The following is a 23,303-nucleotide window of genomic DNA, read 5'->3' as shown; positions in this document are numbered from 1 at the left end:
AGCTCCGCCACGAGGAGGCAGTTGTCACGTGGGCTCGCTCGGCGGAGCGGACTGCGGCCCGCCTGTGTCGATGGCCAGGTGAGTGTTCACGGCTCGCGCTTCTGCCGCCATCTCCGGAAGCTCGACCACCGTCACACCGGCCTCTCTCAGGCTCTCCACCCCGATGCAGTTGCTCACGAAGAAGTCCGGTTCCCGCCAGGCGATGACGACCCGCGGAACGCCGGAGCGCAGCACCAGCTGGGTACAGCTCAACGGACGCGACTTCCGCTCTGTGCACGGCTCCAACGTGCTGTACAGCGTGGCATCGCGGAGCCTCGCGTCACCTTCGGGCACCTTCGCCAGGGCCGCTTCCTCGGCATGCACGTGCGGGTCTGTCTCGCGGGAGTACCCGCGTGAGATCTCCTCGCCATCGAAGCCCACGATGACAGCTCCGACCGAGAATGCTCCTTCAGCGGGCGGGCACTGTCTGGACAGCTCAATGGCCGTCGCCATCCAAGCGCGATCGTCCTCGGGGGTCACGCCGCGCTCTCCTGCTTGGGCAGGTAGCGAAGAAGGACGACGTCACCGATCGTCCGCGCTTCGGCGAGGTGCATGCGTCGCGTCGAGCCGCCGGGGTACTGGGCCGGGTTGAGGAACCGCGGTGCGGCTGCGTCGCCCACGACAAGGGGCGCGATCGCGAGGTGGATTTCGTCCGCGAGCCCTTGTGACAGAAAGGCCGTGTGGATCTGCCCGCCGCCCTCGACCATGAGCCGTTCGATACCGCGGTTCCCGAGGTCATCGAGCAACGCCCCGAAGTCGATGTCGGGCCCGGTCGATACGACGTCCGCCAGGCCAGTCAGCCGCTCCCTGAGCTTGTCGATCCCGGCATCGGTCGTATAGGCGATCTTTTCGCCGCCGTGGTGCCAGAACTTCAGACTCGGGTCCAGGTCACCGCTCGCGGAGATGGTGACCTTCAGCGGATAGGCAGGCTTCCCAGCCGCCTCCCGGAGAGCACGGCGCTCCTCGCTGTTGACCAGTAGCCGCGGGTTGTCGGCGCGCATGGTGCCGGCGCCGATGAGGATGGCATCGGACTCCGCCCTCACCTGGTCGACCCGGTCGAAGTCCTCACTGTTGCTGAGCAGGAGCCGTTCGGCACTGCTGTCGTCGATGTGGCCGTCGACGGAAGTCGCCACGCTGAGCAGCACGTACGGACGGGGCACCAGGGTTCTCCTTCGTTGAATCACGTCGGTTGAGACGGTCATGCTTGCTTGAGTACAGCCTCGCTCATGGCCTCTCTGAAGTCGGCCACGCCCGGTGCAGTGCGCCACTGCTCCATCGCCTCGTCAAGCTGGGCCAGCTCGCGATTGATGCGGGCGGAGCCCGTCTCGACTCCGATGCTCAGAGCTTGAAGCCCAATCGCCGCTGCTTGCTCGGCTTCTCCCGCACCTGCGAGGGCGACCGCCTCTCGGGCAAGGTAGACGCCCCTGTCCCGGTGGTATCCGGCGGGCAAGCGGCTTATGGCGTCGCGGAAGCCTGCTGCTGCTCCAAGGTGATCTCCCAGCGCAGCCAGGCTGTGGGCACGCTGCACCTCGATATAGGCGGCATCGAGCCATACGCCCCAGGGCGAAGCCGGGTCCGGATCCATCGTGGCGTGGAGGGCGAGGGCATGCTCGTAGGCCCGCTGGGTCGATATCGAGTCGCTGCGCAAGGCGTGACCATGGGCTCCGTACGTAGCCGCCACAGCCGCCAGTCGGCTGCCGGGATCCGCCATGTCCTCGGCGGCCTCCGCCACGTCAACGGCCTCTATCGGGTCCCGCATGTCGCCGGCCAACTGACTGCGCCGGGCGAGGATGTACGTGGTCAGCTCCGGGTCGCCCGACATGTGGGAGGTCTCCAGAGCTTCACGCATCCAGTGCTGCGCCGCGCGGAAGTCGCCGGCGTCCTGGAAGAACCAGCCGAGCAGCTCCGAGTACTGAGTCTGGAGCTGAAGGAGCTGGCGCCGGTCGGCGCCCCGGCGATCTGTACGCAGCTCCTTGATGGCAGATATCTGCTGCTGGGCGATCGGAATGACCATGCCCGGCCCGAACCGGTTGTCGTTGTCGATCAGGACCCGGCGTGTGGCTTGGAGCAGTTCAATGGGGTTCGCGCCGGAAGCGCTGAGGCTGGAGCGCCGGGGCTGCGCCGCAGCGGGGAGCTCGCTGGAGGCAGCGAGTGCTGCACCCGCGCCCAGCGCGCTGATCAGGGCTCTACGGGAGAGCGACACGAAAATGATCCCTCCGTCTTCGGTTCTCACAGGGACGGACAGTCCCTCCTCAGACGGTGCCTGGGTGCTCGCGTCCTCCGCCACGCCACCCAGCCGTTTGGACACATGGTTCGCCGGTTTGGACACATGGAGCGCCCGAAGGGCCTCAAGATTGGCGCCTTGGATGATCGACTCATGCAGCCTCACCAAGGAGCCGCCGGCGCCCAGGGCGTCGTCGTAGGCGCGGACGAGCTCAGCGGAAGCCGCTTGATCGCCCCGTTCCACACGGGCCATATAGCTGCTGTTGAAGAGGATCGCTGAGCCGAGTTTGCCCAGGGATAAGTCTCGCTGGGTGCGCCAAGCCCGCATCTCGGCACCGAGGTAGTGCTGCGGGCTGGCATGCGGTGTCAGCTCGTTCGGCCGCTGTCCCACTCCGTCCTCCCCGATGAGTCCCATGTGGCCGCCTGATGGCGGCCACATGGTGAATCTGTCATCCAGTCAAGTCGCGGCGCTACAAACGATGCAGAGGCCGGTGCTCAACCTATCGACGCCGGTGAAGGCACTGCATCCGAAGTGAGCGAAAGGACATGGATCATGACCACGGTGATGACTGGACGGTCGATGCAGCGGCCCCGTGGCCTGGCAGGTCAGGGAGCGATGGGCGTAGCGCGATGGCCGTCACTCTGTCTCCAGAGCCGCCACTCGCTCGCGCAGATCACTGACTTCCGACCGAAGACGGGTGACCTCGTCGCGCAGCTCCGCGATGGCGGCCTCCGGCCCGGCTTCTCGGGCACGGTCCGCCGAGTCGACGGTGAGGAACGCGCCCTTGCCCTGGTGACTCACGGCAAGGCCGTCGGTTCTGAGCTGGCGAATCGCGTCACGGGCGACAGTCACGGTCACGCCGTAGTGCCCCTGGAGTTCCGACAGGGACGGAAGCTTGCCGGACTGCGTGAACTCGTCTCGCGCGATTCTCTTGCGCAGGTCTTCCGCGACTTGCTGGTAGGCCGGCGTGCCGGACCACTCGATCATCTGCACCCCATGTGTCATCGATACCTCTCTGCCTCATAGTGCCCAAGCGGCATAGGTAGAGCCACCTTCCCGATGACCACTTTCGCGAGAAGACTTGCGCGACTCTGCCTCACAGTGCACTCTGAGGCAGAGAGGTCAGGGCTCGTATGGGAGCCCTGAAGACCAGTCAGCGGTGCCCTGCCCGCAGGGGCAACGCGCACCAACTGGCAGCGCCCGGAGGGCCCTAGACGGGGACCGAAGGAAGCGTCCGTTCCTTGACAACTGAATGGGGATAACGCCGCCTCTCCTCGGCCAAGTAGGCGGCCACGCGGGTCTCCGCGTGATGAACAGCGCCATCCCAGCCCCTCCGCAGCGGCTTGTCCGATGCGGCCGGTTGCCTCCCCTGCCCGTCCGGTCCTCGTGCCGTACGAGCAGGGCTGAGGGGAGCCGGAAGCAAGCACCAGGTTCCACGCCAGGCGATCGCCTCTCACCAAAGCACCGCGATCGCCTGGCTCGCCCTGCCCCTTCGATTCAGGAGAGCACCATGCGCGCATTCATCGGCGGCCATGAGGTCGTCAGCGACACCGATTTTGTGGAACTGGCCCTGGGCACCCCGATTGAGCTGTGGCTCGGGGCGGAGGGCGAGAGCGACATGGAGCGAGCGGCCCGCCTGGACGCGGCGCGCGACATCCTCGCCGACAACCCGAACCTGCCGGACGACGTGAGCCGCGTCGCCTCGGAGGCGATCGAGGCGTTCGCGCCGGAGCTGTTCAACGTCATCCCGCTCACCGCGCCCAAGGCGGCTCGCCGGCCCCGCCGGAACGGGGTAGCGGCATGACGATCGCGACGGACACGACGCGGCCGCAGGTGCCGCCGCTGACGCGCCCGGAGATGGGCCTCGCCGGTGTCGGTGCGCTCGCCGCGGCCGGTGTCGGAGCGCTGGGTCTGATCTCCTCGTTCGATGCCGTGTCGGCCGCAGCGGCCCGCTGGGGGTTCGGTGAGCCGTGGATGCTGCCGGTCGGGATCGACGTGGCGATCCCGGTGTTCACCGTGGCCAATCTGCTGCTGATCCGGATGGACATGTCCCTCGCCTGGGTTCGGTTCGTGCCCTGGGTCCTGACCCTGGTGACATGCGGCCTGAACGTCGCCGCCGGGCACGGCGGGTGGGCGAAGGTGGCGCACGGCACGATGCCGCTGCTGTGGGTGGTGTTCTCGGAGATCGGCGCCCATATCTACGCCGTGCGGATCGGCGCGGTCACCGGTCGGCGGATGGATAAGATCCGTGCCTCGCGGTGGCTGCTGGCCCCGGTGTCGACGTTCGCCCTGTGGCGGCGGATGACGCTGTGGGAGATCACCTCCTACGCCGACGCCCTGACCCGTGAGCGGGAGCGGCAGCTCGCCCGCGCGGATCTGCGGGAGCGGCACGGCCGCCGCTGGCGGTCGCTGACCCCGCGCCGCGAGCGGGTGCTCCTCAAGCTCGGAGAGCTCGCCCCGGCCACCGAGGACGTGCTCCCCCATGCCGAGGAACCGGAGCCGACGGAGCCGCCGAAGGAAGAGGCGCCGAAGCCTCCTCGTAAGCGCACCACCCGCACGAAGGCCAAGGCGAAGACGCCCCGAACGGCCTCGGAGCTGCTGGCCGAAGCCCGCGAGGCCACAGCCGGATGGGCGGACGAGGCGATCAACGCGGAGGCGATCCGCACCACACTGCGCTGCTCGGCAGCCAACTCCCGCGTGCTGCGCGACGCGCTGCTCGCCGAGCGGACCGACGGCCGCCGCCTGCACCCGGTGGAAGGTGACCAGGCCGCCGAGGTCGGGGCGGTGGCGGCATGAGCGAGCCGATCGTGGCGGCGTCGCTGTTCCGCACGGTGATGGCGGCGGCCGGCGGGCGCTGCCAGTGCGAGGGCGAGTGCGGGCAGGCCCACGCCAAGAGCGAGGGCCGTTGCCCGCGCGAGCACGACCAGTACGCGAGCAAGCACAGCGGCCCGGTCCGGCTGATGGCCGCCGCAGCGGACCCGCTCACCCCTGACTGCCAGGCGGCCGCCCTGTCGGCGAGCGGGCTGCGGGCCTGGTGCCCGCAGTGCTTCACCGCCGCCCGCCGGTCCGCTCAGCGCCGGTCCGCCTCGGCACCGAGCGCGGATCAGTGCGGGCTGTTCGACCTCTGACCCCTGCGAGCCAGACAAGGAGATCAGGCATGAGCCTGACGTTCACCGACCTGTTCTGCGGTGCGGGCGGGTCGTCCACCGGCCTGGTGGCCGCCGGGTACGAGCTGACGCTCGCCGCGAACCACTGGCAGCGCGCCATCGAGACCCACGCCGCCAACCACCCGGCGGCCGACCACCTGTGCGCCGACGTCAACAACTACGACATGCGGCGCCTGCCCCGCACCGACGTCCTGTGGGGCTCGCCGATCTGCACCGAGATCAGCCCGGCCGGCGGCCGCCGCCGCACCCGCGGCCAGCTCGCCTTCGACCTGGAGGAACTGGGCCCGGTGCAGAACGGGGCCTGGGAGCGCACCAGGGCGACCGCCTACGACATCCTGCGCGCCACCGAGGTGCACCGCTACCAGGCGGTCATGTGCGAGAACGTGACGGAGTTCGCCACCGACTGGGAGCTGTTCGACTGGTGGCGCGAGGGCATGCACCGCCTCGGCTACCGCTCCCAGGTCGTCTCGGTCTCCTCCGCGCATATCGGCGGCACGGACAACGCCCACGCCCCGCAGTGGCGGGACCGGATCTACATCGTCTTCACCCGCACCACGATCCCGCTCCCGGATCTGGCACCCCGGCCACGCGCCTGGTGCAAGGAGTGCGGCACGGATGTGGACGCCGTGCAGACGTGGCGCAACGGGCGCCGCATCGGCAAGTACCGGCAGCAGTACGACTACCGCTGCCCCAACAGCCGATGTCGTCACGCCCTGGTGGAGCCCTACGTCCGCCCGGCCGCCGACATCATCGACTGGTCCAACACCGGCGTGAGGATCGGGGAACGCGCCGCCCACGGCATGCGCCCCCTGGTGCCCAACACGCTGCGCCGCATCCGGGCAGGGCTGGACATGCTCGGGCGGCGCCGCATGGTCGTGACCGTCAACCACGGCGGGCACGACGGCCGCGCCTACCTTCCCGAGGTCCGGCCGCTCGCCGCCCGCACGGTGAAGATCGGGGACGCCCTTCTCGTGCCGACCGGCGGCACGTGGAACACCACCGCGACCACGACCGGCGAGCCGATGCGCACCCGACTCGCCAACCCCAAGGGGTTCGAGGCCCTGTGCACGCCGCCTCACGCCGACGGGGCGTTCGTCGTGGAGTACCGGCGCAACGGCACCGCCGAACCGGCCCACCGTCCGCTGTCGACCATCTCGGCCCAGGGCAACCACCACGGCCTGGTCATCCCGTACCGCAACGCGGCAACCAAGACGACCGGCCAGCCCCTGCACACCCTGTCCACGAAGGACTCCGCCGGCCTGGTCGCCGACCCGGCCCCGGACGTCGAGGACTGCCACTACCGCATGATCCAGCCCCGCGAACAGCTCCTCGCCCAGCGCTTCCCGGACGACTACATCGTCCACGGATCACCCGGCGAACAGACCATGCAGGCCGGAAACGCCGTGTCCTGCAACGTCGCCCAGTGGATCGGCCACCGCGTCGGCGAAGCCCTCGCCCGCACCGCCGCCCACGCCGCCTGACAACCACACCACACGGGCCCGGCCGCTCACCTCTCACAGCGCCGGCCGGGCCCACCCTCCCTTGGAAGGAACTGTCAGTGAAGCACCCCGATGACGAAAACGAACTCTTCAACCGACTCGAAGCCGAGATGAGCGCCGACGCGGGCGGGAACGTGGTCGACCTGGAGTCGGCCCGCGCCGCCCGCGGCGAGTCGGCCGACCTGAGCGGCGACCCGTCGGCCGACTCCTCCGCCGCCGGGTCGGGCGACCCGACGGCCACAGTGATGGTCGACCAGTCGACCTCGGCCGCAGCGGGTCCGGGCTACCTGGGTCGGCTGATGGGCGCCCGACGCCGCACCGTCGTCCCGGTGTGGCTGCGGTCGACGGCCGAGCTGAAGACCGCCACCACGTGGGTGGCCCGCCACTACGCCCACGCAGCCGGGTACCACGCCCTGCGTGCACCGGTTTACGCGCTGCGGCTCGCGTTCCAGTCCCCGGCGGGGGCGGCGCGGTTCGTGGGCGGGACGGTGCGGTGGGTCGCTGACCGGGAGGGCGAGCCGGTCCGCCTGGCTGCGGTGCGGCGCGAGGACGCGGCCGAGTACCTGAAGCTGTCGAGGCAGCGTGACGGCCGGGTCCGCCTGCGCACCCTCATCACGGTGCTCGCCCTGTTCGTCGGGCTCGGCTCCGCGCTCGCCATCTACGTGCTCGCGCCGGGCTGGCTGCAAGCCCTGTCCGTGAGCGCGGTCGTGATGGCGCTCGGGTTCGCCGGCCGCCGCGCGGACGACCCGGTCATCCACCGGGCCGTGGAGATGCCGAAGGCGACCAAGCTCACCAGCGACATCGTGCTCCGCGCGCTCGGTGCCGTCGGCATCCCGGCGATCAACCAAGCGCAGGCCAAGGGCAAGGACGGGTTCGAGTTCACCGCCCCGATCACCCGCGACGGCCCCGGCTGGCGCGCGGAAGGGAACCTGCCCTACGGCGTGACGGTCACGGACATCATCGAGCGCCGCGAACGCCTCGCCTCCGGCCTGCGCCGCCCGCTCGGCTGCGTGTGGCCGGAGGCGGTACCCGACGAGCACACCGCCCACATGGTCCTGTGGGTCGGCGACCAGGACATGTCCACCGCCCGCAAGCCCAAGTGGCCCCTGCTCACCTCCGGTTCGGTGGACCTGTTCAAGCCCGTGGCGTACGGCACCGACCAGCGCGGACGCTGGGTCGAGGTCACCCTCATGTACATCGCCGGGATCATCGGCGCGATCCCGCGCATGGGCAAGACGTTCCTGCTCCGCCTGCTGCTCCTCATCGCCGCGCTGGACCCGCGGGCGGAGCTGCACACGTACGACATGAAGGGCACCGGCGACCTGGACCCCGTGGGCAACGCCGTGTCCCACCGGCACGCCGCGGGCGACGACGACGAGTCGATCGAGTACGCCATCAACGACTTCCGCGCGCTGCGTGAGGAGCTGCGGCGCCGCACGAAGGCGATCCGGTCGCTGCCGCGGGACATCTGCCCGGAGTCCAAGGTGACCAGCCAGCTGGCAGACAAGCGCTCGCTCGGGCTGCACCCGATCGTGATCGGGGTCGACGAGTGCCAGGTGCTGTTCGAGCACCCGAAATACAAGGACGAGTTCGAGGAGATCGCCACCGACCTGGTCAAGCGCGGCCCGGCCACCGGCATCGTGCTGCTGCTCGCCACGCAGCGGCCGGACGCCAAGGCCCTGCCCACCGGCATCTCCGCGAACGCCTCGGCCCGCTGGTGTCTGAAGGTCATGGGCCAGCTGGAGAACGACATGGTCCTCGGCACCTCCAGCTACAAGCGCGGGGTGCGGGCGACGATGTTCGCCTGGGGAGACAAGGGCATCCACTACTTCGTCGGCGAAGGCTCGGACGCCCGGATCGTCTCCTCCGTCTACGTCGACGGCCCCGCCGCCGACACCGTCGCCGCCCGAGCCCGCGCGCTGCGGGAGAAGGCCGGCCTGCTCTCCGGCCACGCCCTCGGAGAGGAGCCGGAGACCGTGGCCAGCGGCTACGACCTGCTCGCCGACATCCTCGCCGTCGTCACCGCCAAGGAGACCAAGGTGTGGTCCGAGACCGTCGTGGCACGGCTCGCGGAGCTGCGGCCGGAGGTCTACGACGGCTGGGACCCCGACGCGCTCGCCGCAGCGCTCAAGCCGCACGGCATCACCACCATCCAGGTGGGCCGCCGCGTGGACGGCAAGGTCGTCAACCGACGCGGCATTGACCGCTCCCACATCACCACGATGATTGCGGAGCGTGACGGAAAGTGGGACGCGGGCTGAGCTTCCGGGGTCGCTAGCGCTAGCGGTACGCGCCGCTAACGTTAGCGGCCCCGCTAGCGACCAACACCGCACCTGATCAGGCCGCTAGCGGATAGCGGCCCACCTGCGGAAACCATGAAACCCGCCTGGGAGGGCCCGTCATGACCCCTGCCCTGCTCGCTATCGCCTTCCTACTCGCCATAACTCTGTGTTACGCCGGGGTGTGTGCGGGATCGCCGTTCGGCAACTGCCACAAGTGCCGCGGCATGGGCCACGCGATCACTACCGACCGCAAGGGCCGCATGAAGCGCGGCAAGGACTGCCGCCGCTGCAAGGCCACCGGCAAACGCATCCGCGTCGGCCGCCACCTCTACAACCTCTGGGCCCGCGCTTACCGCGACGGCACCCGCTGACGTGAACGCGAAGCGGCGACGGTGCACGTCATGAGACGTACCCCGCTCCGAGCAGGAGCTAGGCGGGCGCAACCGTCGGCCAAACCCCCGAGCTTGCCAGCACCCCAGGGCGCCCGCAGCTTAGCCAGCCACCCCAACACGCCGTCAAAGGAGATTCCGCATGGCCGTGACCGTCTCGCTCGTCGCCCTCTTCGGGCTCGTCCTGTTCTTCCTGCTGCGCTCCAAGACCCTCGGCTACGGCTCCGCGTTCGTCGCCGCAGCGTTCGGGTTCTTCCTCGCCTCCACCGGAGCGTCCGGCCCCATCAACCAGCTCACCACCGCTGTCATCGACGCCATCCAACAGATCTGAGGAGAGACGCGATGAACCAGCCGATCACCGTCCGCCACCCGCTCACCGTCGTACTGCCCAAGGTCGCGCCCGCCATCGCCACATCGACCGTGCTGATCCTCGGTCGAATCTGGAACGCGAACGGCGCCGAACACTCCGTTGGCAACGCGGCGCTCATGGTCGTGCTCGCTACCGGAGCCGCAGCGGCCGGCGCCTGCGCGAGCGTCGGCCGCTCCGGGGACGGGGTTCTCGCCGGAACGTGCTTTGCCGCCTCCGGCGGGCTCGCCCTCGCCGGGGTCGCCGGATACGCCGACGGCCTCTCCCTGCCGCTGCTGCTGTGGGCACTCGCGACCGCTGTGGCGTACGGGCTCGCAGCCCGCTACTGGCGCACCGACCGCCGCGACACCCTCGCACACGAGCGGCACATGTCGGAGAAACGCGAGAACCACGGCCACATCGAGCGCATCGAGGCCCTGCGCGCCCGCACACAGATCGAGGTCGCCCGCGAGGGCGCCGCCTACGCCACCGCGCTCGCCGAAGCCATGACCGCCCGCGCCATGCTCCCCGGCTTCGACCCGGCACAACTCACCCGCGCCGGACTGCCCGAACTCCCCACCATGCACGCCGCATTGAAGGAGGACTGACCATGTTCGAGATCCGCGTCATCTGCGACCCGGCCGACGCCGACCACATCACCGAGAAGCTGGCCCAGACGTTCACCACGGGGCCCGCCCGCCAATACCCCAACCGCCACAACACCGAGCGCACCCGCGTGTACGTCACGGCTGAACACCGCGCCGACACCGAGGCATGGCCGACGCCTGACGAGGCGTACGCGCTCGCCCCGAGCATCATCAGCGAGATCGGATGGACCGCAAGCGCCGCCGCCGACAAGCCCTTCGGCCACGCGCTGGGACGGGAGTTCTGGCTGCGCAAGGCCGCCGTCCTGGACCGCATCGCCCTCGCCGACGAGGACGCCGGTATCCACGGCGACGCTAGCGAGGCCGCCGCCAAGGCAGCGCAGCGGCTCATGGACGCCGACAACGCCGCGGCCGCTTGCGACCCGCGCCGCTACGTCCGTCAGCAGTACGCCCACTGGGCCAAGCACCAGTAGATACGCCCGAGGCGGGCGCCTCTCACCACAAGACCGCGCCCGCCTCGGCTCCCTGCCCCTTCGAAGGAAACAGGAGAACCCCCAGCATGCCTCAAGCCGAACGCCTCGCGCTGCTCCACGCCGCGCTGGACGCTGCCGCCCGCGGCTGGCACGTCTTCCCGCTCCGCCCCGGCGACAAGCGCCCCGCCGTCACCGACTGGGAGACCCGGGCCACCACCGACCCCGAGCGCATCACCCGGTGCTGGGCCCACGCCCCGTACAACATCGGCCTGGCCACCGGCCCGTCCGGGCTGGTCGTCGTCGACCTCGACATGCCCAAGGGCCCGGACGACACCCCGCCGGCCGACTGGGCACTGCCCGGCGTGACCAGCGGTGCCGACGTCCTCGCCGTGCTGTCCGAGCGCCACAACCAGCCGTATCCCGGCGACACATTCACCGTGCGGACCTGGAGCGGCGGCACCCACCTGTACTTCACCGCACCCGAGGGCGAGCCCCTGCGGAACACCAGCGGCGACAAGGGCAACGGACTCGGCTGGAAGATCGACACCCGCGCCCACGGCGGATACGTCGTCGCACCCGCCAGCACCTTCGCCGGACGCCCGTACGAGACCGTGCGGCAGGACCCGGTCGCGCCGCTGCCGTCGTGGCTCGCCGAACTCCTGCGCCCCTCACCACTGCCCCCGCAGAAGCCCATCACGGTCGCCATCGCCACGGACCGGCGCGGCAAGTGGCTGCGGGCCGCGGTCAACGGCGAGCTGGAACGCGTCAGCCGCTCCGTGGAAGGCGAGCGGAACAAGACCCTCTACATCGCCGCCGTCGCGCTCGGACAGCTCGTCGCCGGGGGCGAGCTGGGCGAAGCCGAGGTGACCGAGTGGCTGTGCGCCGCCGCGCTCAACGTCGGCCAGGGCGAGCGCGAGGCCCGGCGCACGATCGCCTCCGGTCTGCGGGCCGGAGCCAACCGCCCGAGGACGGTCGCCGCATGAGCGCCAACCCGATTCCGCCGCTGCACCTGTACTCCGTCCCCAGCGACCCTCAGGGTCCGTCGGCCGCGCTGCCGAAGCGGGAACGACCGCGGACGTCGTGGACCGCGGATCAGCTCATGGCCGCGCACTTCCCCGAGCCGAAATGGGCCGTGCCCGGCATCCTCGCCGAAGGCGTGAGCCTGCTCGCCGGACCGCCGAAGGTGGGCAAGTCCTGGCTGTCTCTCGGGCTCGGGCTCGCCGTCGCCGCCGGGAGCAAGGCGTTCGACTCCGTCCCCGTCCAGGGCGGCCCCGTGCTCTACCTCGCCCTGGAGGACACCCCGCGCCGCCTACAGACCCGCATGGGCAAGCTCCTCGGGGGACAGAAGGCGCCGCCCGGGCTCACCCTCGTGACCGAGTGCCCACCCTTCCCCCAGGGCGGCGCGGAGGCCATCGCCGGGTGGCTGGACCGCAACCCGGACGCCCGCATGGTCGTCATCGACGTCTTCGCCAAGATGCGCGGCCAGGCCCCGCAAGGCGTGTCCGCCTACGACGCGGACTATCACGCCGTCGGCTTCGCCAAGCGGATCGCCGACCACTACGGCATCACCGTCGTCCTGGTCCACCACGTCCGCAAGGCAGGCTCCGACGATTTCCTCACCGAGGTCTCCGGCACCAACGGCATCGCCGGAGCAGCCGACGCCACCCTCGTCCTCAAACGCGCCCGAGGACAGGCCGACGGCATCCTCCACGTCACCGGACGCGACGTGAACGAAGCCGAATACGCCCTCCAGTTCCAGGACGCCTCCGGCGCCTGGCACCTCCTGGACGGACCCGTCTCCGACCACACCGTCGGCAACACCCGCGCCGCCATCCTCAAGCACGTCCGCGCCAACCCCGGCACCAAGCCCAAGGACATCGCCACGACGCTCCCGCACGTCGACATCGACACGATCCGCCGCACCTGCTCCCGCATGGCCGCAGACGGCCAGCTCGCCCGAGACGCCGGCGGCCGCTACTACCCGGACACCGACACCCGGACACAGGCCGCACAAGAGGTGTCCGAGCTGTCCGGGTGTCCGGGAACCACATCTGACCTGCAAGAACGACCCGGACAGTCAGAAATCGAGCTGTCCGGGCTGTCCGGTTCCGCAGATATCGAGAAGGAGGCCACATGACGACCGCTACCCGCCGTCGACGTCAGCCGGCCGACGAGTGGCTGCCCCTGACCGACGTGCTGAACGAGATCGGCATCACACGGGCCACCTGGTACCGCTGGCGAAACCGCGGATACGGCCCTGAGGTGCGGCGGCTGCCGAACGGACATCTCCGGGTGCGCCGCAGCGTCCTCGACGCCTTCTTGGAAGAACTGGAGATCGCGTGACTGAGTGGAGCTACACCGTGCGGATCTGGGGCATCCGCAAGCGGACGTACCGCAAGCCGTTCCAGCTCCGCTGGCGGGTCGGGACGCATCCGCACTCCGAGTCCTTCCTGACTGCCGGCCTCGCCGAGAGCCGTCGCGCGCAGCTCATCACCGCCTCGCGAGCGGGTGAGCCCTTCGACGTGGTGAGCGGGCTGCCCAAGTCGATGGTGCAGAAGGAGCGGGATATCTCCTGGTACCAGCATGCGAGGAACTACGTGGAATCGAAGTGGGACCACTCCCCCGCGACGACGCGCCGGAATCTCGCAGAGGCCATGGCCACAGTCACCCTTGCACTGGTCAAGGACACTCAGGGGATGGCCGACCACCGCACCGTGCGGAGGGCGCTCTACAGCTGGGCATTCAACGTCAAGCGGTGGGACGAGGACCTGCCGGCCGATGTGAAGGCCATCCTCGCGTGGGTCGAGCGGAAATCCATCCCTACGTCGGCCCTCTCCGATCGGCTACTCGTCCGCAGGGCTCTGGACGCCTGCGCCCGGCGGCTCGACGGCAAGGCTGCGGCAGGCACGGTCATCGCCAGGAAGCGAGCCATCTTCCACCAAGCGCTCGGCCTCGCCGTCGATGCCGAGCTGCTGACGGAGAACCCCATCCCGTCGATCCGCTGGAAGGCTCCCGAGCGCGTGGAAGAGGAGGTGGACCCCGAGTGTGTCCCGGACCCGGGTCAGGCAGCCGCCCTCTTGGCGGGTGTCCGGGCACAGGGAGCCCGAGGACGGCACCTGGAGGCGTTCTTCGGCTGCATCTACTACGCCGCATCTCGCCCCGGCGAGACGGTAGGGCTGAAGCTGCGGGACTGCGAACTCCCGCGGCGGGGCTGGGGCATGCTGCGGCTGCGCGAGAGCCGAGCGCGCTCGGGAACGGCCTGGACGGACAGCGGTCAGGCTCACGATCAGCGAGGGCTGAAGCACCGGTCGCGCAAGGCGGTGCGGTACGTGCCGATACCGCCGGAGCTGGTGGCTCTGTTGCGCTGGCACGTCATCCGGTTCGGCACGGCGCCCGACGGCCGTCTGTTCCGTACGGCGCGCGGCGGCATGGTGCAGGAGAGCGGCTACGGCGAGGTCTGGGCCCGCGCCCGAGCGGATGTGCTCACACCCGACGAGCTGGCTTCCAAGCTCGCCAAGCGGCCGTACGACCTTCGCCACGCGGCTGTCTCCACATGGCTCAGCTCTGGAGTGGAGCCTCAGCTCGTAGCCGAGCGCGCCGGCCACAGCGTCGCAGTGCTGTTCCGGGTGTACGCCAAGTTCCTCAAGGGCGGCGACGAGGCAGCAAACGCCAAGATCTCCGCGCGGCTGCGAGAGGCTGTGGTTGCTTTCTCGTAAGCGTCTCGACTCAGTCGGCAGTTCTGTAACGCCGGCCGCACTCCCAAATTGCGGATGAGGTGGGCAACCGAGCGCAGCCAGTAGCCCGTGTGGCGTTGTCCAGGCTGCATAGATTCCGAACAATTCCTAGATTTGCGACATGACGGACGACGAGGGTGGGGGGCCCTGGGAAGCACTGGGCGAGCTACGACGTCAGGTGCCTCTGCCCCTGCGGCTACTCGGGTACCTCGCCCTCGTTGTCCTCATCACATTCGTAGTCGTGCTTATCGGGGCCATCTGTTTGGACGACTGGGCCCTGGCCTATAACTTGCTCGTCTCTAACACAGCCCCCGACGACCCGACCGTTAAATCCTCAGGTGTCGGATACCTGCTCTCGTTGACTGGCTGGCTCGCCGCACCAGCCCTCGTTGGGGCGTGGGCGGGAGAACTGAGTGGCAGCATCGTGGAAGCGGGCAAGGGGCCGACACTCGCTGAATCAGCTCGCATGCATCGAGAGAAGCATCCGCCCCCGCAAGCAAAGAACCGAGGCGGTGACTCGAGTTGAGGACGGTGCGCAAGCTATCCAAACTCAAAGAATCACCGGCGACGGGAGAGCATCAGTTCGCTGTCCTCATGGGTGTGGCACACGATGCGGATTGGATGCTCGCCCATCAACACTGGAAGGTCCTAGTTAAGATCAACTTGACTTCCCGGGAATTCCAATCTTTGGGCAGCTCGGTGCTCATGCAGCGGGCAGAAGAGGCAGCAATAGTCGGCTTCACATACCTCTTCGACACCCATCTAAAGTGCGCAGTTTGTATGAATATACCAACTGAGGTGATAGAGATCATGCTACGGTGGCTAGATGGCTGAGCACAGCCCGAGCGCCATTGCGCTGCTGCGGGCGCTGGCGGAGGGTAAAGATCCTACGCGGTCCAGGGAGGCACTGGAGGCGTGGGATAACAAGTGGGCTGCGATCTTCCAGAGGGCCATCGATGGCGAGGGCGAGAGCGCCGTGGCGGAACTTGCTGGAACTCTCGAACGCTTGACCAACACCGTGGCTCAAGCACGTGAAGCGAAGGATTCAGCTGCAGCCAAGAGGCGATTTTCCGCGAAGAGGGCCACTCGCAAGAATATGAAGTCGGCCGCTCGCCTAAATGTGAAGACTGGCTACCAAGTCTCGCCCTCCTTCAAGCCCGGCCGCAAGTCAGCTCAGGGGGGATCTGCCTACAGGGACGCCGGACCAGCTGCTGCACTGCCGCTAGGGATCCGCTACCTCTCCGTGGGTAAGGAGTTTGAGCTCAGAACCGAGTCTGGTGTCCGAGTGGCTAAAGTGGTGGAGGTTCCGGGGTCCAAGGGTGCTGCGCTATACCGCCCGCGCGATTCGAAAGGCCGCGAGGTTGTTGTCCGCCTGGGCGGCGGCAGAGCGGTATACAGGTTCCACATCCGATCAGTGGACTAGACGCAACGTCGCCTGACGAGCCACACGCACCGAGAGCGGGCAGCACTCCCCCACCCAGCCCGCCCGCCCGCCCGCCATGTGTACGGGCATTTGGGCCACCCGCGAAGCCCACTCGGCGGTCTGGGTCTTCCTTGATCCGACACCGGTCGCGGCGGTTGCGGCCAGGTGGGCTCGAGGCGGTGGTGGCGGCCGGAAATCCCGTCCACGCCTCGTCCACAACAGCTGGTAGAGAGCGTGCGCGAACGAGGCAGAGCGAGACAGTCGGCCCTCTCGACGGCTCCAACGACGATGGCCCCTGATCCGCGTTTCCGCAGATCAGGGGCCATCTCTCTCGCGTGGCGGCGCCAGGATTCGAACCTGGGTAGGCTAAGCCGACGGATTTACAGTCCGCTCCCATTGGCCACTCGGGCACACCGCCATGGGATGTCGCCCGGACACTCCGCTGTGGGCGGTGCTCCGTGGCAACGACGTAAACGATACCTGATGCGCAGGGGTGCTTCGCCACCGGATTGATCAGCGCTCGGGGCGGTTGCGGGTGGCTAGGCTTGGCGGAGCGGTCCGGGCGGTCCGGACACGCTCCACGCCCCCGATTCAAGGAGCCACAGGACATGGCCGACTCCAGTTTCGACATCGTCTCGAAGGTCGAGCGGCAGGAGGTCGACAACGCCCTCAACCAGGCCGCCAAGGAGATCTCGCAGCGCTACGACTTCAAGAACGTCGGTGCCTCGATCGCCTGGTCCGGCGAGAAGATCCTGATGCAGGCGAACTCCGAGGACCGCGTCAACGCGATCCTGGACGTCTTCCAGACGAAGCTGGTCAAGCGGGGGATCTCGCTGAAGGCGCTGGAGGCGGGCGAGCCGCAGCTCTCCGGCAAGGAGTACAAGATCTTCGCCTCGATCCAGGAGGGCATCTCCCAGGACAACGCCAAGAAGGTCGCGAAGATCATCCGCGACGAGGGTCCGAAGGGCGTCAAGGCGCAGGTCCAGGGCGACGAGCTGCGCGTCAGCTCCAAGAGCCGGGACGACCTCCAGGCCGTGCAGGCGCTGCTCAAGGGGCAGGACTTCGACTTCGCGCTGCAGTTCGTGAACTACCGGTGAGGTAGGACGCCCACCCGGGGCGTACGGGGGCGGAGCGGCTCGGGCCGTTCCGCCCCCGCCCTGTCGGGGGGCGCAGGGCCATGAGGGGCCACGTCCGATTTCCGCCAGCATCGGGTGCGTCCGGGACGCAGACTCGTGGACGAGCGGGCATGGACGCCCCCGAGGGGCGTCCGGCGAAGCCACCCGCACCGAGATCCCGCAAGGAGGGACGCGCGTCATGACCACCCTGTACGACGTCGTCGACAGCCCGCTGGGCGAACTGCTGCTGGTCGGCGAGGTCTCGGCCTCGGCGAAGGGCGGCACCGCGCTCGCGTCGCTCTCGCTGCCCGGGCAGAAGGGCGGTGCCGTCGTCCAGGACGGATGGCGCCGCGACCGGGCGGCCTTCGAGGAGATCGGCCTCCAGCTGTCCGCGTACTTCGCGGGCCGGCTGACTCGCTTCGAGATCGAGTACACCGACAGCGGGACCGCCTTCCAGCGGCGGGTGTGGCGCGCGCTGGAGGACGTCCCGTACGGAGGGACCACGACCTACAAGGAGATCGCCGAACGGGTCGGCACCTCGGCGGTCGGTGTGCGCGCCGTCGGGACGGCGATCGGGCGCAATCCGCTCCTCGTCGTCCGGCCGTGCCATCGCGTGATCGGTGCGGACGGCGCGCTGCGGGGGTACGCCGGCGGGCTCGAGTCCAAGGAGCGGCTCCTCGGGCTGGAGGGCGCGCTCGCGCCGTGAACGACACGCTCTTCCCGAGGGAGCGGGCCGTCGTCGCCCCCGGCGCGGTCCATGTGCCCGGCTGGCTGCCGCGCGACCGGCAGCGGGAACTCGTCGAGGCATGCCGGTCCTGGGCCCGCGGCCCGGTGCCGCTGCGGCACACCGCGCTCCCGGGCGGAGGCGTGATGTCGGTGCAGACGGTGTGCGTGGGCTGGCACTGGCAGCCGTACCGCTACTCCCGCACCGCGGACGACGTGAACGGCGAACGGGTCGCCGCGTTCCCGCGGTGGCTGGTCGACCTGGGCCGCGAGGCGCTGGCCGAGGCGTACGGGGACGACCGGACGTACGGCGACGCCTCGGCGTACACCCCGGACACGGCGCTGATCAACTTCTACGACGGCGCGGCGCGGATGGGCATGCACCAGGACAAGGAGGAGCACTCCGGCGCTCCCGTGGTGTCGCTGAGCATCGGCGACACCTGTCTGTTCCGCTTCGGGAACACAGAGAACCGGGGGCGGCCCTACACGGATGTCGAGCTGGTGTCCGGGGACTTGTTCGTCTTCGGCGGCCCTTCCCGTTTCACGTACCACGGTGTGCCCAAGGTCTACGCGGGCACCGCCGATCCGGCGGCCGGGATGGCCGGCGGGCGGCTGAACATCACCCTGCGGGAGACGGGCCTGTAGCCGGGCGGAGCTCACGGGCTCCCGGCAGACGCGAGGGGCTGTACGGTCAGCGCGAACGGGAGTGGCCGAACAGGATCCGGTAGATGATCAGCAGCACGAGCGATCCGCCGACGGCCGCGGCCCAGGTCGCGCCGTCGTAGAACTCGTTGGCTATCGGCCGGTCCAGATAGCGGGCCGACAGCCATCCTCCGGTGAACGCGCCCGCGACGCCGATGAGTGTGGTGCCGATCAGCCCGCCCGGGTCCCGTCCGGGCAGCAGGACCTTGGCTATCGCCCCCGCGAGCAGCCCGAGGACGATCCAGCTGATGACGCTCATGCCATGAACCTGCCTTTCGAATGGTGTCGTGTCCGAGGACGACGGTGAGACGGGGCGCGGTTGCGCGGATCAGTAGGGTGCGACGCATGACACGGGAGTTGAGGCGCTCGCTCGGGGTGTTCGACGCGGTGGTGATCGGCCTCGGATCGATGATCGGCGCGGGCGTTTTCGCGGCGCTGGCCCCCGCCGCGCGCGCGGCCGGTACGGGACTGCTGATCGGTCTGGCGCTGGCCGCCGCGGTCGCCTACTGCAACGCCATGTCGTCGGCCCGGCTGGCCGCCCTGTACCCGGCGTCGGGCGGCACCTATGTGTACGGCAGGGAGCGGCTGGGCGATTTCTGGGGCTACTTGGCGGGATGGGCGTTCGTCGTCGGCAAGAGCGCCTCGTGCGCCGCGATGGCGCTCACCGTCGGGGCGTATGCGTGGCCGGAGCAGGCGCATGCCGTCGCGGTCGCCGCGGTGGTGGCGCTGACTGCCGTGAACTACGCGGGTGTTCAGAAGTCGGCGCTGCTCACCAGGGCGATCGTGGCGGTGGTGCTGGCTGTGCTCGTCGCGGTGGTCGTCTCCTGTCTGGGGTCGAGCGCTGCGGACGCAGGCAGGCTGGAACTCGGCGGCGACGTCTCGGTCGGCAAAGTGGTGGAGGCCGCCGGCCTGTTGTTCTTCGCATTCGCGGGGTACGCCCGGATCGCGACGCTGGGCGAGGAGGTGCGTGATCCGGCCCGTACGATCCCCCGGGCCGTGCCGCTGGCCCTCGGCATCACGCTCGTCGTCTATGTGTGTGTGGCCGTCGCCGTCCTTTCCGTGCTGGGCGCCGGTGAGTTGAGCAGGGCGACGGCTCCGCTGGCCGATGCCGTGGAGGCGGCGGGGGCCGGCGGGCTCGGGCCCGTCGTGCGGGCGGGCGCCGTCGTGGCGGCGCTCGGGTCGTTGCTCGCGCTGATTCTCGGCGTCTCACGCACGACGCTGGCGATGGCCCGGGACGGCCATCTGCCGGGAGCACTGGCCGCCGTCCATCCGCGGTTCCAGGTGCCGCACCGCGCGGAGCTGGCCGTGGGGACCGTCGTCGCGGTGGTGGCGGCGACGGTGGACCTGCGCGGGGCGATCGGCTTCTCGTCGTTCGGAGTGCTGGTGTACTACGCCATTGCCAACGTCTCGGCCTGGACGCTGAGTTCCCGGCGGGCGCAATTGACCGCCGTCTGCGGTCTGGCGGGGTGCGTGGTCCTCGCGCTGTCGCTGCCCGCGGTGTCGGCCGTCGCGGGGCTGGGCGTGCTGGCCGCCGGCGCCGTGCTCTACGCGCTGCGCCGGCCCGGGCGGGACGGGCCGGCCGACCGCTGAACGCCGTACACGACCGCCCGCGGTGGGGCGGCCGGCGGGCCCGGCACCGGCTGCTACGGACGAGCCTCAGTGCGGCTCGCGAAGGGGCGGTCCGAGGGGACGATCTCGCGGCCGAGCGGCATCAGCGACACCGGGAGCAGCTTGAAGTTGGCCACGCCGAACGGGATGCCGATGATCGTCAGGCACAGTGCGATGCCTGTGACGATGTGGCTGAGTGCGAGCCACCATCCGGCCAGGATCAACCACAGCACATTGCCGATGAGCGACGGTGCCCCGGAGTCGCGGCGGTCGACGGTCGTGTAGCCGAAGGGCCACAGGGCGTAGACGCCGATCCGGAACGACGCGAGGCCGAACGGGATGCCGATGATCGTGATGCAGAGGATGACGCCGGCGGCCAGGTATCCGAGGAAGAGCCAGAAGCCGCTGAGGATCAGCCAAATGACGTTCAGAATTGTCTTCACGGGCGATGACCTGCCATCTGCTCGAGGCGGGAGATTCGTTCCGCCATGGGCGGGTGGGTGGAGAACATCCTGGAGAAGCCCCGGCCCGGCCCGAAGGGGTTCGCGATCATCATGTGGCTCGCCGTCTCCAGGCGGGGCTCCGGCGGCAGCGGCAGCTGCTTCGTCCCGGCGTCGAGCTTGCGCAGGGCGCTCGCCAGTGCCAGCGGGTCGCCGGTGAGCTGGGCGCCCGACGCGTCCGCCTCGTACTCCCGCGAGCGGCTGACCGCGAGCTGGATCACCGAGGCGGCCAGCGGCCCCAGGATCATGATCAGCAGCATGCCGACGAGGCCGGGGCCGTCGTCGTCGTCCGAGCGGCCGACGGGGATGAGCCAGGCGAAGTTGACCAGGAACATCACGACCGAGGCCAGGGCTCCGGCAACGGACGAGATGAGGATGTCGCGGTTGTAGACGTGGCTGAGCTCGTGGCCGATGACGCCGCGCAGCTCGCGCTCGTCGAGGATCCGCATGATCCCCTCGGTGCAGCACACGGCCGCGTTGCGCGGGTTGCGGCCGGTGGCGAAGGCGTTGGGCGCCTGGGTCGGCGAGATGTACAGGCGGGGCATGGGCTGGCGGGCGGCGGTGGAGAGTTCACGGACGATCCGGTACAGCGCGGGCGCCTCGAACTCGCTGACCGGACGGGCACGCATGGCGCGCAGCGCCAGCTTGTCGCTGTTCCAGTAGGCGTAGGCGTTCGTACCGAGGGCGACGACGAGCGCGACGAGCAGACCCGTCCGGCCGAAGAAGCTGCCGATGACGAGGATGAGTGCGGACAGTCCCCCGAGGAGTACGGCGGTCTTCAGCCCGTTGTGCCGGCGGTGCACGGTACGCCCTCCAAGCGGTGCGGCAGGGGAACCCTTTGCGTGGCGGTGCTCCACTGTCCAGTGGACCCTTCTGTACTGGTCAACGCCAGGCGAAGGACGCTGGTTCCCTTGTGCTCCCGGCCCTGGGGCGTGGGCCGTTCGGGTGATGGTCAGAACAGCGTGTCCGCGGCGAAGCGCAGCACCAGCTGGGGATAGCCGGAGAGCACGACACCGCCGACCGCGGTCAGCGCGATGGCCACGGTGACGGGCGCGGGCGTGCGCCGGCGCACCGGCTCGACCTCCGCGCCGCTCACAGCGCCATGGGGGGCACGGAAGAGGAGCGCTGTCCACTGGAGGTAGTAGTAGAGCGCGATCACCACATTGACGCCCATGACGACCGCGAGCCAGCCCAGGCCCGCGTCGACCGCCGACGAGAACACGGTGACCTTGGCGAACAGGCCGATGATGCCCGGCGGCAGGCCGGCCAGGCAGAGCAGGAAGAAGCCCATCGCCAGGGCGGCCGCGGGGCGGGCCGCGTACAGGCCCCGGTAGTCCGCGATCCGGTTCTGCGGGTGGTTCCGGGCGACGAGCGCGGCGACCGAGAAAGCCCCGAGGTTCACGACGGCGTACATCAGGGCGTAGGCGACGGTGGCGCCGATCTGGTCGTCGCTGGAGTACGCGGCGGCCGCGATCGGCACCAGGAGGTAACCGGCCTGCCCGACGGAGGACCAGGCCAGCAGCCGTACCGCGCTCCACGCGCGCGTGGCCGACTGGCGCAGGGCCGCCACGTTGCCCGCGGTCATGGTGAGGGCGGCCAGGACGGCGAGCGCCGGGCCCCAGATGTCGGCGTACGCGGGGAAGGCGATGACGGTCACCAGGATGAGGCCGGTGAATCCGACGGCCTTGCCGACGACGGAGAGGTAACCGGCGACCGGGAGGGGCGCGCCCACATAGGTGTCGGGGACCCAGAAGTGGAAGGGAACGGCTGCGGTCTTGAACGCGAAGCCGACGAGCGTCAGGGCGACGCCCGCCTTGGCGAGTGTGTCCAGCTGGCCGGGAACGTTCTCGAGCCCGGCGGCGACCTGGGTGAGGTGCAGCGTGCCGGTCGCGGCGTAGACGAAGCTGACGCCGAGCAGAGTGACGGCCGTCGCGGTGACGGAGGACAGGAAGAACTTCAGGGCGGCTTCGCTGGAGAGCCGGTCGCCGCGCCTGAGTCCCACGAGGGCGAAGGCGGGCAGCGACGCGACTTCGAGGGCGACCACGAGAGTGGCGAGGTCGCGGGAGGCGGGCAGCAGCGCCGCGCCGGCCGCCGAGGAGAGCAGCAGGAACCAGAACTCTCCGGCGGGAAGGTCCTTGCGGGTGTACGTGAGCGAGAGCACCGCGGTCAGGAGCGCGCCGCCGAGCACCAGGAACTGGATGGCCAGGGTGAAGTGGTCGGCGGTGTAGCTGCACGCCTCGGTGCCGTCGGTCAGGCAGAACGTCGAGCGGTCGCCCTTGCGCAGCGGGAGCAGGGTCGCCATTGCGGCGATCAGGCCCGCGACGGCGAGGGCGCCGAGCAGCGGCTTGCGACGCTCCTCGACGAAGAGGTCCACGACGAGGACGACCAGTCCGACGACGGCCGTGATGGTCGGCGGCGCGATCGTGAGCCAGTCGACCGACTGGACCAGGCTGGGGACGCTGTCGGCGGCCATG

At 69.6% G+C, this 23,303-nt stretch carries 27 protein-coding genes and 1 tRNA gene; 19 read left to right on the top strand and 9 right to left on the bottom strand.

The genetic code is table 11. The annotated features are described in order from the left end of the window. Positions 1-24 precede the first annotated feature (24 nt). From HW130_RS36690 to HW130_RS07145, 4 genes are all read right to left on the bottom strand, one after another. Positions 25-519 (bottom strand): deaminase, encoded by a 495-nt coding sequence (locus tag HW130_RS36690; protein WP_177148584.1) that lies wholly within the window; start codon positions 517-519, stop codon positions 25-27. Next, positions 516-1,202 (bottom strand): RibD family protein, encoded by a 687-nt coding sequence (locus HW130_RS36685; protein WP_375256514.1) that lies wholly within the window; start codon positions 1,200-1,202, stop codon positions 516-518. Before HW130_RS36685 ends, HW130_RS36690 begins: the two co-directional genes overlap by 4 nt. A 35-nt stretch (positions 1,203-1,237) precedes the next feature. After that, positions 1,238-2,677: a helix-turn-helix transcriptional regulator gene (locus HW130_RS07150; protein WP_177148582.1), complete on the bottom strand. Its 1,440-nt coding sequence runs from the start codon at positions 2,675-2,677 to the stop codon at positions 1,238-1,240. Positions 2,678-2,899: 222 nt separating this feature from the next. After that, entirely contained in the window at positions 2,900-3,250 is a 351-nt protein-coding gene (locus tag HW130_RS07145; RefSeq protein ID WP_256355955.1) for a winged helix-turn-helix domain-containing protein, read from the bottom strand. Between the two features lie 523 nt (positions 3,251-3,773). On the opposite strand from HW130_RS07145, the gene HW130_RS07140 reads away from it, so the two are divergent. The 15 genes from HW130_RS07140 (at position 3,774) to HW130_RS07075 (ending at position 16,181) form a co-directional block, all read left to right on the top strand. Beyond that, entirely contained in the window at positions 3,774-4,067 is a 294-nt protein-coding gene (locus HW130_RS07140; RefSeq protein WP_177148580.1) for a hypothetical protein, read from the top strand. Beyond that, positions 4,064-5,059 carry a DUF2637 domain-containing protein gene (locus HW130_RS07135; RefSeq protein ID WP_256355937.1) on the top strand — a complete coding sequence of 332 codons (996 nt, stop codon included), beginning with the start codon at positions 4,064-4,066 and terminating at the stop codon, positions 5,057-5,059. The genes HW130_RS07140 and HW130_RS07135 overlap by 4 nt, the downstream gene beginning before the upstream one ends. Beyond that, positions 5,056-5,391, top strand: coding sequence for a hypothetical protein (locus tag HW130_RS07130; RefSeq protein ID WP_177148579.1), 336 nt, complete (start codon positions 5,056-5,058; stop codon positions 5,389-5,391). Before HW130_RS07135 ends, HW130_RS07130 begins: the two co-directional genes overlap by 4 nt. Positions 5,392-5,420: 29 nt before the next feature. Beyond that, positions 5,421-6,911, top strand: coding sequence for a DNA cytosine methyltransferase (locus tag HW130_RS07125; RefSeq protein WP_177148578.1), 1,491 nt, complete (start codon positions 5,421-5,423; stop codon positions 6,909-6,911). Between the two features lie 77 nt (positions 6,912-6,988). Beyond that, positions 6,989-9,190: a cell division protein FtsK gene (locus HW130_RS07120; RefSeq protein ID WP_177148577.1), complete on the top strand. Its 2,202-nt coding sequence runs from the start codon at positions 6,989-6,991 to the stop codon at positions 9,188-9,190. A 140-nt stretch (positions 9,191-9,330) separates the two neighbouring features. Then, positions 9,331-9,582 carry a hypothetical protein gene (locus HW130_RS07115; protein ID WP_177148576.1) on the top strand — a complete coding sequence of 84 codons (252 nt, stop codon included), beginning with the start codon at positions 9,331-9,333 and terminating at the stop codon, positions 9,580-9,582. Positions 9,583-9,742: 160 nt separating this feature from the next. Beyond that, entirely contained in the window at positions 9,743-9,931 is a 189-nt protein-coding gene (locus HW130_RS07110; protein ID WP_177148575.1) for a hypothetical protein, read from the top strand. A gap of 11 nt (positions 9,932-9,942) precedes the next feature. After that, complete coding sequence (locus tag HW130_RS07105) at positions 9,943-10,554, top strand: hypothetical protein (RefSeq protein ID WP_177148574.1); 612 nt, start codon at positions 9,943-9,945, stop codon at positions 10,552-10,554. A gap of 2 nt (positions 10,555-10,556) precedes the next feature. Then, entirely contained in the window at positions 10,557-11,024 is a 468-nt protein-coding gene (locus tag HW130_RS07100; RefSeq protein ID WP_177148573.1) for a hypothetical protein, read from the top strand. A gap of 86 nt (positions 11,025-11,110) precedes the next feature. Beyond that, on the top strand, positions 11,111-12,007 hold the full coding sequence (locus HW130_RS07095; protein WP_177148572.1) for a bifunctional DNA primase/polymerase: 897 nt from the start codon (positions 11,111-11,113) through the stop codon (positions 12,005-12,007). Beyond that, entirely contained in the window at positions 12,004-13,161 is a 1,158-nt protein-coding gene (locus tag HW130_RS07090) for an AAA family ATPase (RefSeq protein ID WP_177148571.1), read from the top strand. Before HW130_RS07095 ends, HW130_RS07090 begins: the two co-directional genes overlap by 4 nt. Continuing rightward, positions 13,158-13,367, top strand: coding sequence for an AlpA family transcriptional regulator (locus HW130_RS07085; RefSeq protein ID WP_177148570.1), 210 nt, complete (start codon positions 13,158-13,160; stop codon positions 13,365-13,367). The genes HW130_RS07090 and HW130_RS07085 overlap by 4 nt, the downstream gene beginning before the upstream one ends. Further along, positions 13,364-14,740 carry a site-specific integrase gene (locus HW130_RS07080; RefSeq protein ID WP_177148569.1) on the top strand — a complete coding sequence of 459 codons (1,377 nt, stop codon included), beginning with the start codon at positions 13,364-13,366 and terminating at the stop codon, positions 14,738-14,740. Before HW130_RS07085 ends, HW130_RS07080 begins: the two co-directional genes overlap by 4 nt. A gap of 612 nt (positions 14,741-15,352) precedes the next feature. Continuing rightward, positions 15,353-15,592, top strand: a complete 240-nt coding sequence (locus HW130_RS36955) for a DUF6313 family protein (protein ID WP_375256513.1) — start codon at positions 15,353-15,355, stop codon at positions 15,590-15,592. Next, a complete protein-coding gene (locus HW130_RS07075) occupies positions 15,585-16,181 on the top strand; it encodes a hypothetical protein (protein ID WP_177148568.1) in 597 nt (198 codons plus the stop codon). The genes HW130_RS36955 and HW130_RS07075 overlap by 8 nt, the downstream gene beginning before the upstream one ends. Positions 16,182-16,517: 336 nt before the next feature. On the opposite strand, the gene HW130_RS07070 is transcribed toward HW130_RS07075, so the two are convergent. Further along, positions 16,518-16,599 (bottom strand) — tRNA-Tyr (locus HW130_RS07070). Positions 16,600-16,789: 190 nt separating this feature from the next. Between HW130_RS07070 and HW130_RS07065 the strand changes: the two genes are divergently transcribed. From HW130_RS07065 to HW130_RS07055, 3 genes are all read left to right on the top strand, one after another. Then, a complete protein-coding gene (locus tag HW130_RS07065) occupies positions 16,790-17,278 on the top strand; it encodes a YajQ family cyclic di-GMP-binding protein (RefSeq protein ID WP_177148567.1) in 489 nt (162 codons plus the stop codon). Between the two features lie 217 nt (positions 17,279-17,495). Continuing rightward, positions 17,496-18,002 (top strand): methylated-DNA--[protein]-cysteine S-methyltransferase, encoded by a 507-nt coding sequence (locus HW130_RS07060; RefSeq protein WP_177148566.1) that lies wholly within the window; start codon positions 17,496-17,498, stop codon positions 18,000-18,002. Continuing rightward, complete coding sequence (locus tag HW130_RS07055) at positions 17,999-18,664, top strand: alpha-ketoglutarate-dependent dioxygenase AlkB (RefSeq protein ID WP_177148565.1); 666 nt, start codon at positions 17,999-18,001, stop codon at positions 18,662-18,664. Before HW130_RS07060 ends, HW130_RS07055 begins: the two co-directional genes overlap by 4 nt. Positions 18,665-18,710: 46 nt before the next feature. Here HW130_RS07055 and HW130_RS07050 read toward each other — a convergent pair whose 3' ends face one another. Next, positions 18,711-18,980 carry a GlsB/YeaQ/YmgE family stress response membrane protein gene (locus HW130_RS07050; protein ID WP_177148564.1) on the bottom strand — a complete coding sequence of 90 codons (270 nt, stop codon included), beginning with the start codon at positions 18,978-18,980 and terminating at the stop codon, positions 18,711-18,713. An 86-nt stretch (positions 18,981-19,066) separates the two neighbouring features. Here HW130_RS07050 and HW130_RS07045 point away from each other — a divergent pair, with 86 nt between their 5' ends. After that, positions 19,067-20,311 (top strand): APC family permease, encoded by a 1,245-nt coding sequence (locus HW130_RS07045; RefSeq protein ID WP_177148563.1) that lies wholly within the window; start codon positions 19,067-19,069, stop codon positions 20,309-20,311. 53 nt (positions 20,312-20,364) lie between these two features. On the opposite strand, the gene HW130_RS07040 is transcribed toward HW130_RS07045, so the two are convergent. The 3 genes from HW130_RS07040 to HW130_RS07030 all read right to left on the bottom strand — a co-directional run bounded on the left by HW130_RS07040 (position 20,365) and on the right by HW130_RS07030 (position 23,302). After that, complete coding sequence (locus HW130_RS07040; RefSeq protein WP_177148562.1) at positions 20,365-20,772, bottom strand: YccF domain-containing protein; 408 nt, start codon at positions 20,770-20,772, stop codon at positions 20,365-20,367. After that, positions 20,769-21,632, bottom strand: a complete 864-nt coding sequence (gene htpX, locus HW130_RS07035; protein ID WP_177148561.1) for a zinc metalloprotease HtpX — start codon at positions 21,630-21,632, stop codon at positions 20,769-20,771. Before htpX ends, HW130_RS07040 begins: the two co-directional genes overlap by 4 nt. Before the next feature lie 149 nt (positions 21,633-21,781). Further along, positions 21,782-23,302 (bottom strand): NADH-quinone oxidoreductase subunit N, encoded by a 1,521-nt coding sequence (locus tag HW130_RS07030; protein WP_177148709.1) that lies wholly within the window; start codon positions 23,300-23,302, stop codon positions 21,782-21,784. Position 23,303 lies beyond the last annotated feature (1 nt).

The sequence above is a fragment of the Streptomyces sp. PKU-EA00015 genome (assembly GCF_013387495.1).
Taxonomy (GTDB): domain Bacteria; phylum Actinomycetota; class Actinomycetes; order Streptomycetales; family Streptomycetaceae; genus Streptomyces.
Note: the sequence above shows the minus strand (reverse complement) of the source record. Positions and strands in the feature narration are given on the sequence as shown.

Excerpts from the sequence above, each read along its gene's own strand:
- HW130_RS07125 (WP_177148578.1), top strand. The coding sequence starts at position 5,421 with ATGAGCCTGACGTTCACCGACCTGTTCTGCGGTGCGGGCGGGTCGTCC.
- HW130_RS36955 (WP_375256513.1), top strand. The coding sequence starts at position 15,353 with ATGGGTGTGGCACACGATGCGGATTGGATGCTCGCCCATCAACACTGG.
- HW130_RS07050 (WP_177148564.1), bottom strand. The coding sequence starts at position 18,980 with ATGAGCGTCATCAGCTGGATCGTCCTCGGGCTGCTCGCGGGGGCGATA.
- HW130_RS07030 (WP_177148709.1), bottom strand. The coding sequence starts at position 23,302 with ATGGCCGCCGACAGCGTCCCCAGCCTGGTCCAGTCGGTCGACTGGCTC.
- HW130_RS07140 (WP_177148580.1), top strand. The coding sequence starts at position 3,774 with ATGCGCGCATTCATCGGCGGCCATGAGGTCGTCAGCGACACCGATTTT.
- HW130_RS07075 (WP_177148568.1), top strand. The coding sequence starts at position 15,585 with ATGGCTGAGCACAGCCCGAGCGCCATTGCGCTGCTGCGGGCGCTGGCG.
- HW130_RS07095 (WP_177148572.1), top strand. The coding sequence starts at position 11,111 with ATGCCTCAAGCCGAACGCCTCGCGCTGCTCCACGCCGCGCTGGACGCT.
- HW130_RS07135 (WP_256355937.1), top strand. The coding sequence starts at position 4,064 with ATGACGATCGCGACGGACACGACGCGGCCGCAGGTGCCGCCGCTGACG.
- HW130_RS07045 (WP_177148563.1), top strand. The coding sequence starts at position 19,067 with ATGACACGGGAGTTGAGGCGCTCGCTCGGGGTGTTCGACGCGGTGGTG.
- HW130_RS07100 (WP_177148573.1), top strand. The coding sequence starts at position 10,557 with ATGTTCGAGATCCGCGTCATCTGCGACCCGGCCGACGCCGACCACATC.
- HW130_RS07085 (WP_177148570.1), top strand. The coding sequence starts at position 13,158 with ATGACGACCGCTACCCGCCGTCGACGTCAGCCGGCCGACGAGTGGCTG.
- HW130_RS07060 (WP_177148566.1), top strand. The coding sequence starts at position 17,496 with ATGACCACCCTGTACGACGTCGTCGACAGCCCGCTGGGCGAACTGCTG.
- HW130_RS07065 (WP_177148567.1), top strand. The coding sequence starts at position 16,790 with ATGGCCGACTCCAGTTTCGACATCGTCTCGAAGGTCGAGCGGCAGGAG.
- HW130_RS07115 (WP_177148576.1), top strand. The coding sequence starts at position 9,331 with ATGACCCCTGCCCTGCTCGCTATCGCCTTCCTACTCGCCATAACTCTG.
- HW130_RS07145 (WP_256355955.1), bottom strand. The coding sequence starts at position 3,250 with ATGATCGAGTGGTCCGGCACGCCGGCCTACCAGCAAGTCGCGGAAGAC.
- HW130_RS07150 (WP_177148582.1), bottom strand. The coding sequence starts at position 2,677 with ATGGGACTCATCGGGGAGGACGGAGTGGGACAGCGGCCGAACGAGCTG.
- HW130_RS07090 (WP_177148571.1), top strand. The coding sequence starts at position 12,004 with ATGAGCGCCAACCCGATTCCGCCGCTGCACCTGTACTCCGTCCCCAGC.
- HW130_RS07105 (WP_177148574.1), top strand. The coding sequence starts at position 9,943 with ATGAACCAGCCGATCACCGTCCGCCACCCGCTCACCGTCGTACTGCCC.
- HW130_RS07130 (WP_177148579.1), top strand. The coding sequence starts at position 5,056 with ATGAGCGAGCCGATCGTGGCGGCGTCGCTGTTCCGCACGGTGATGGCG.
- HW130_RS07110 (WP_177148575.1), top strand. The coding sequence starts at position 9,743 with ATGGCCGTGACCGTCTCGCTCGTCGCCCTCTTCGGGCTCGTCCTGTTC.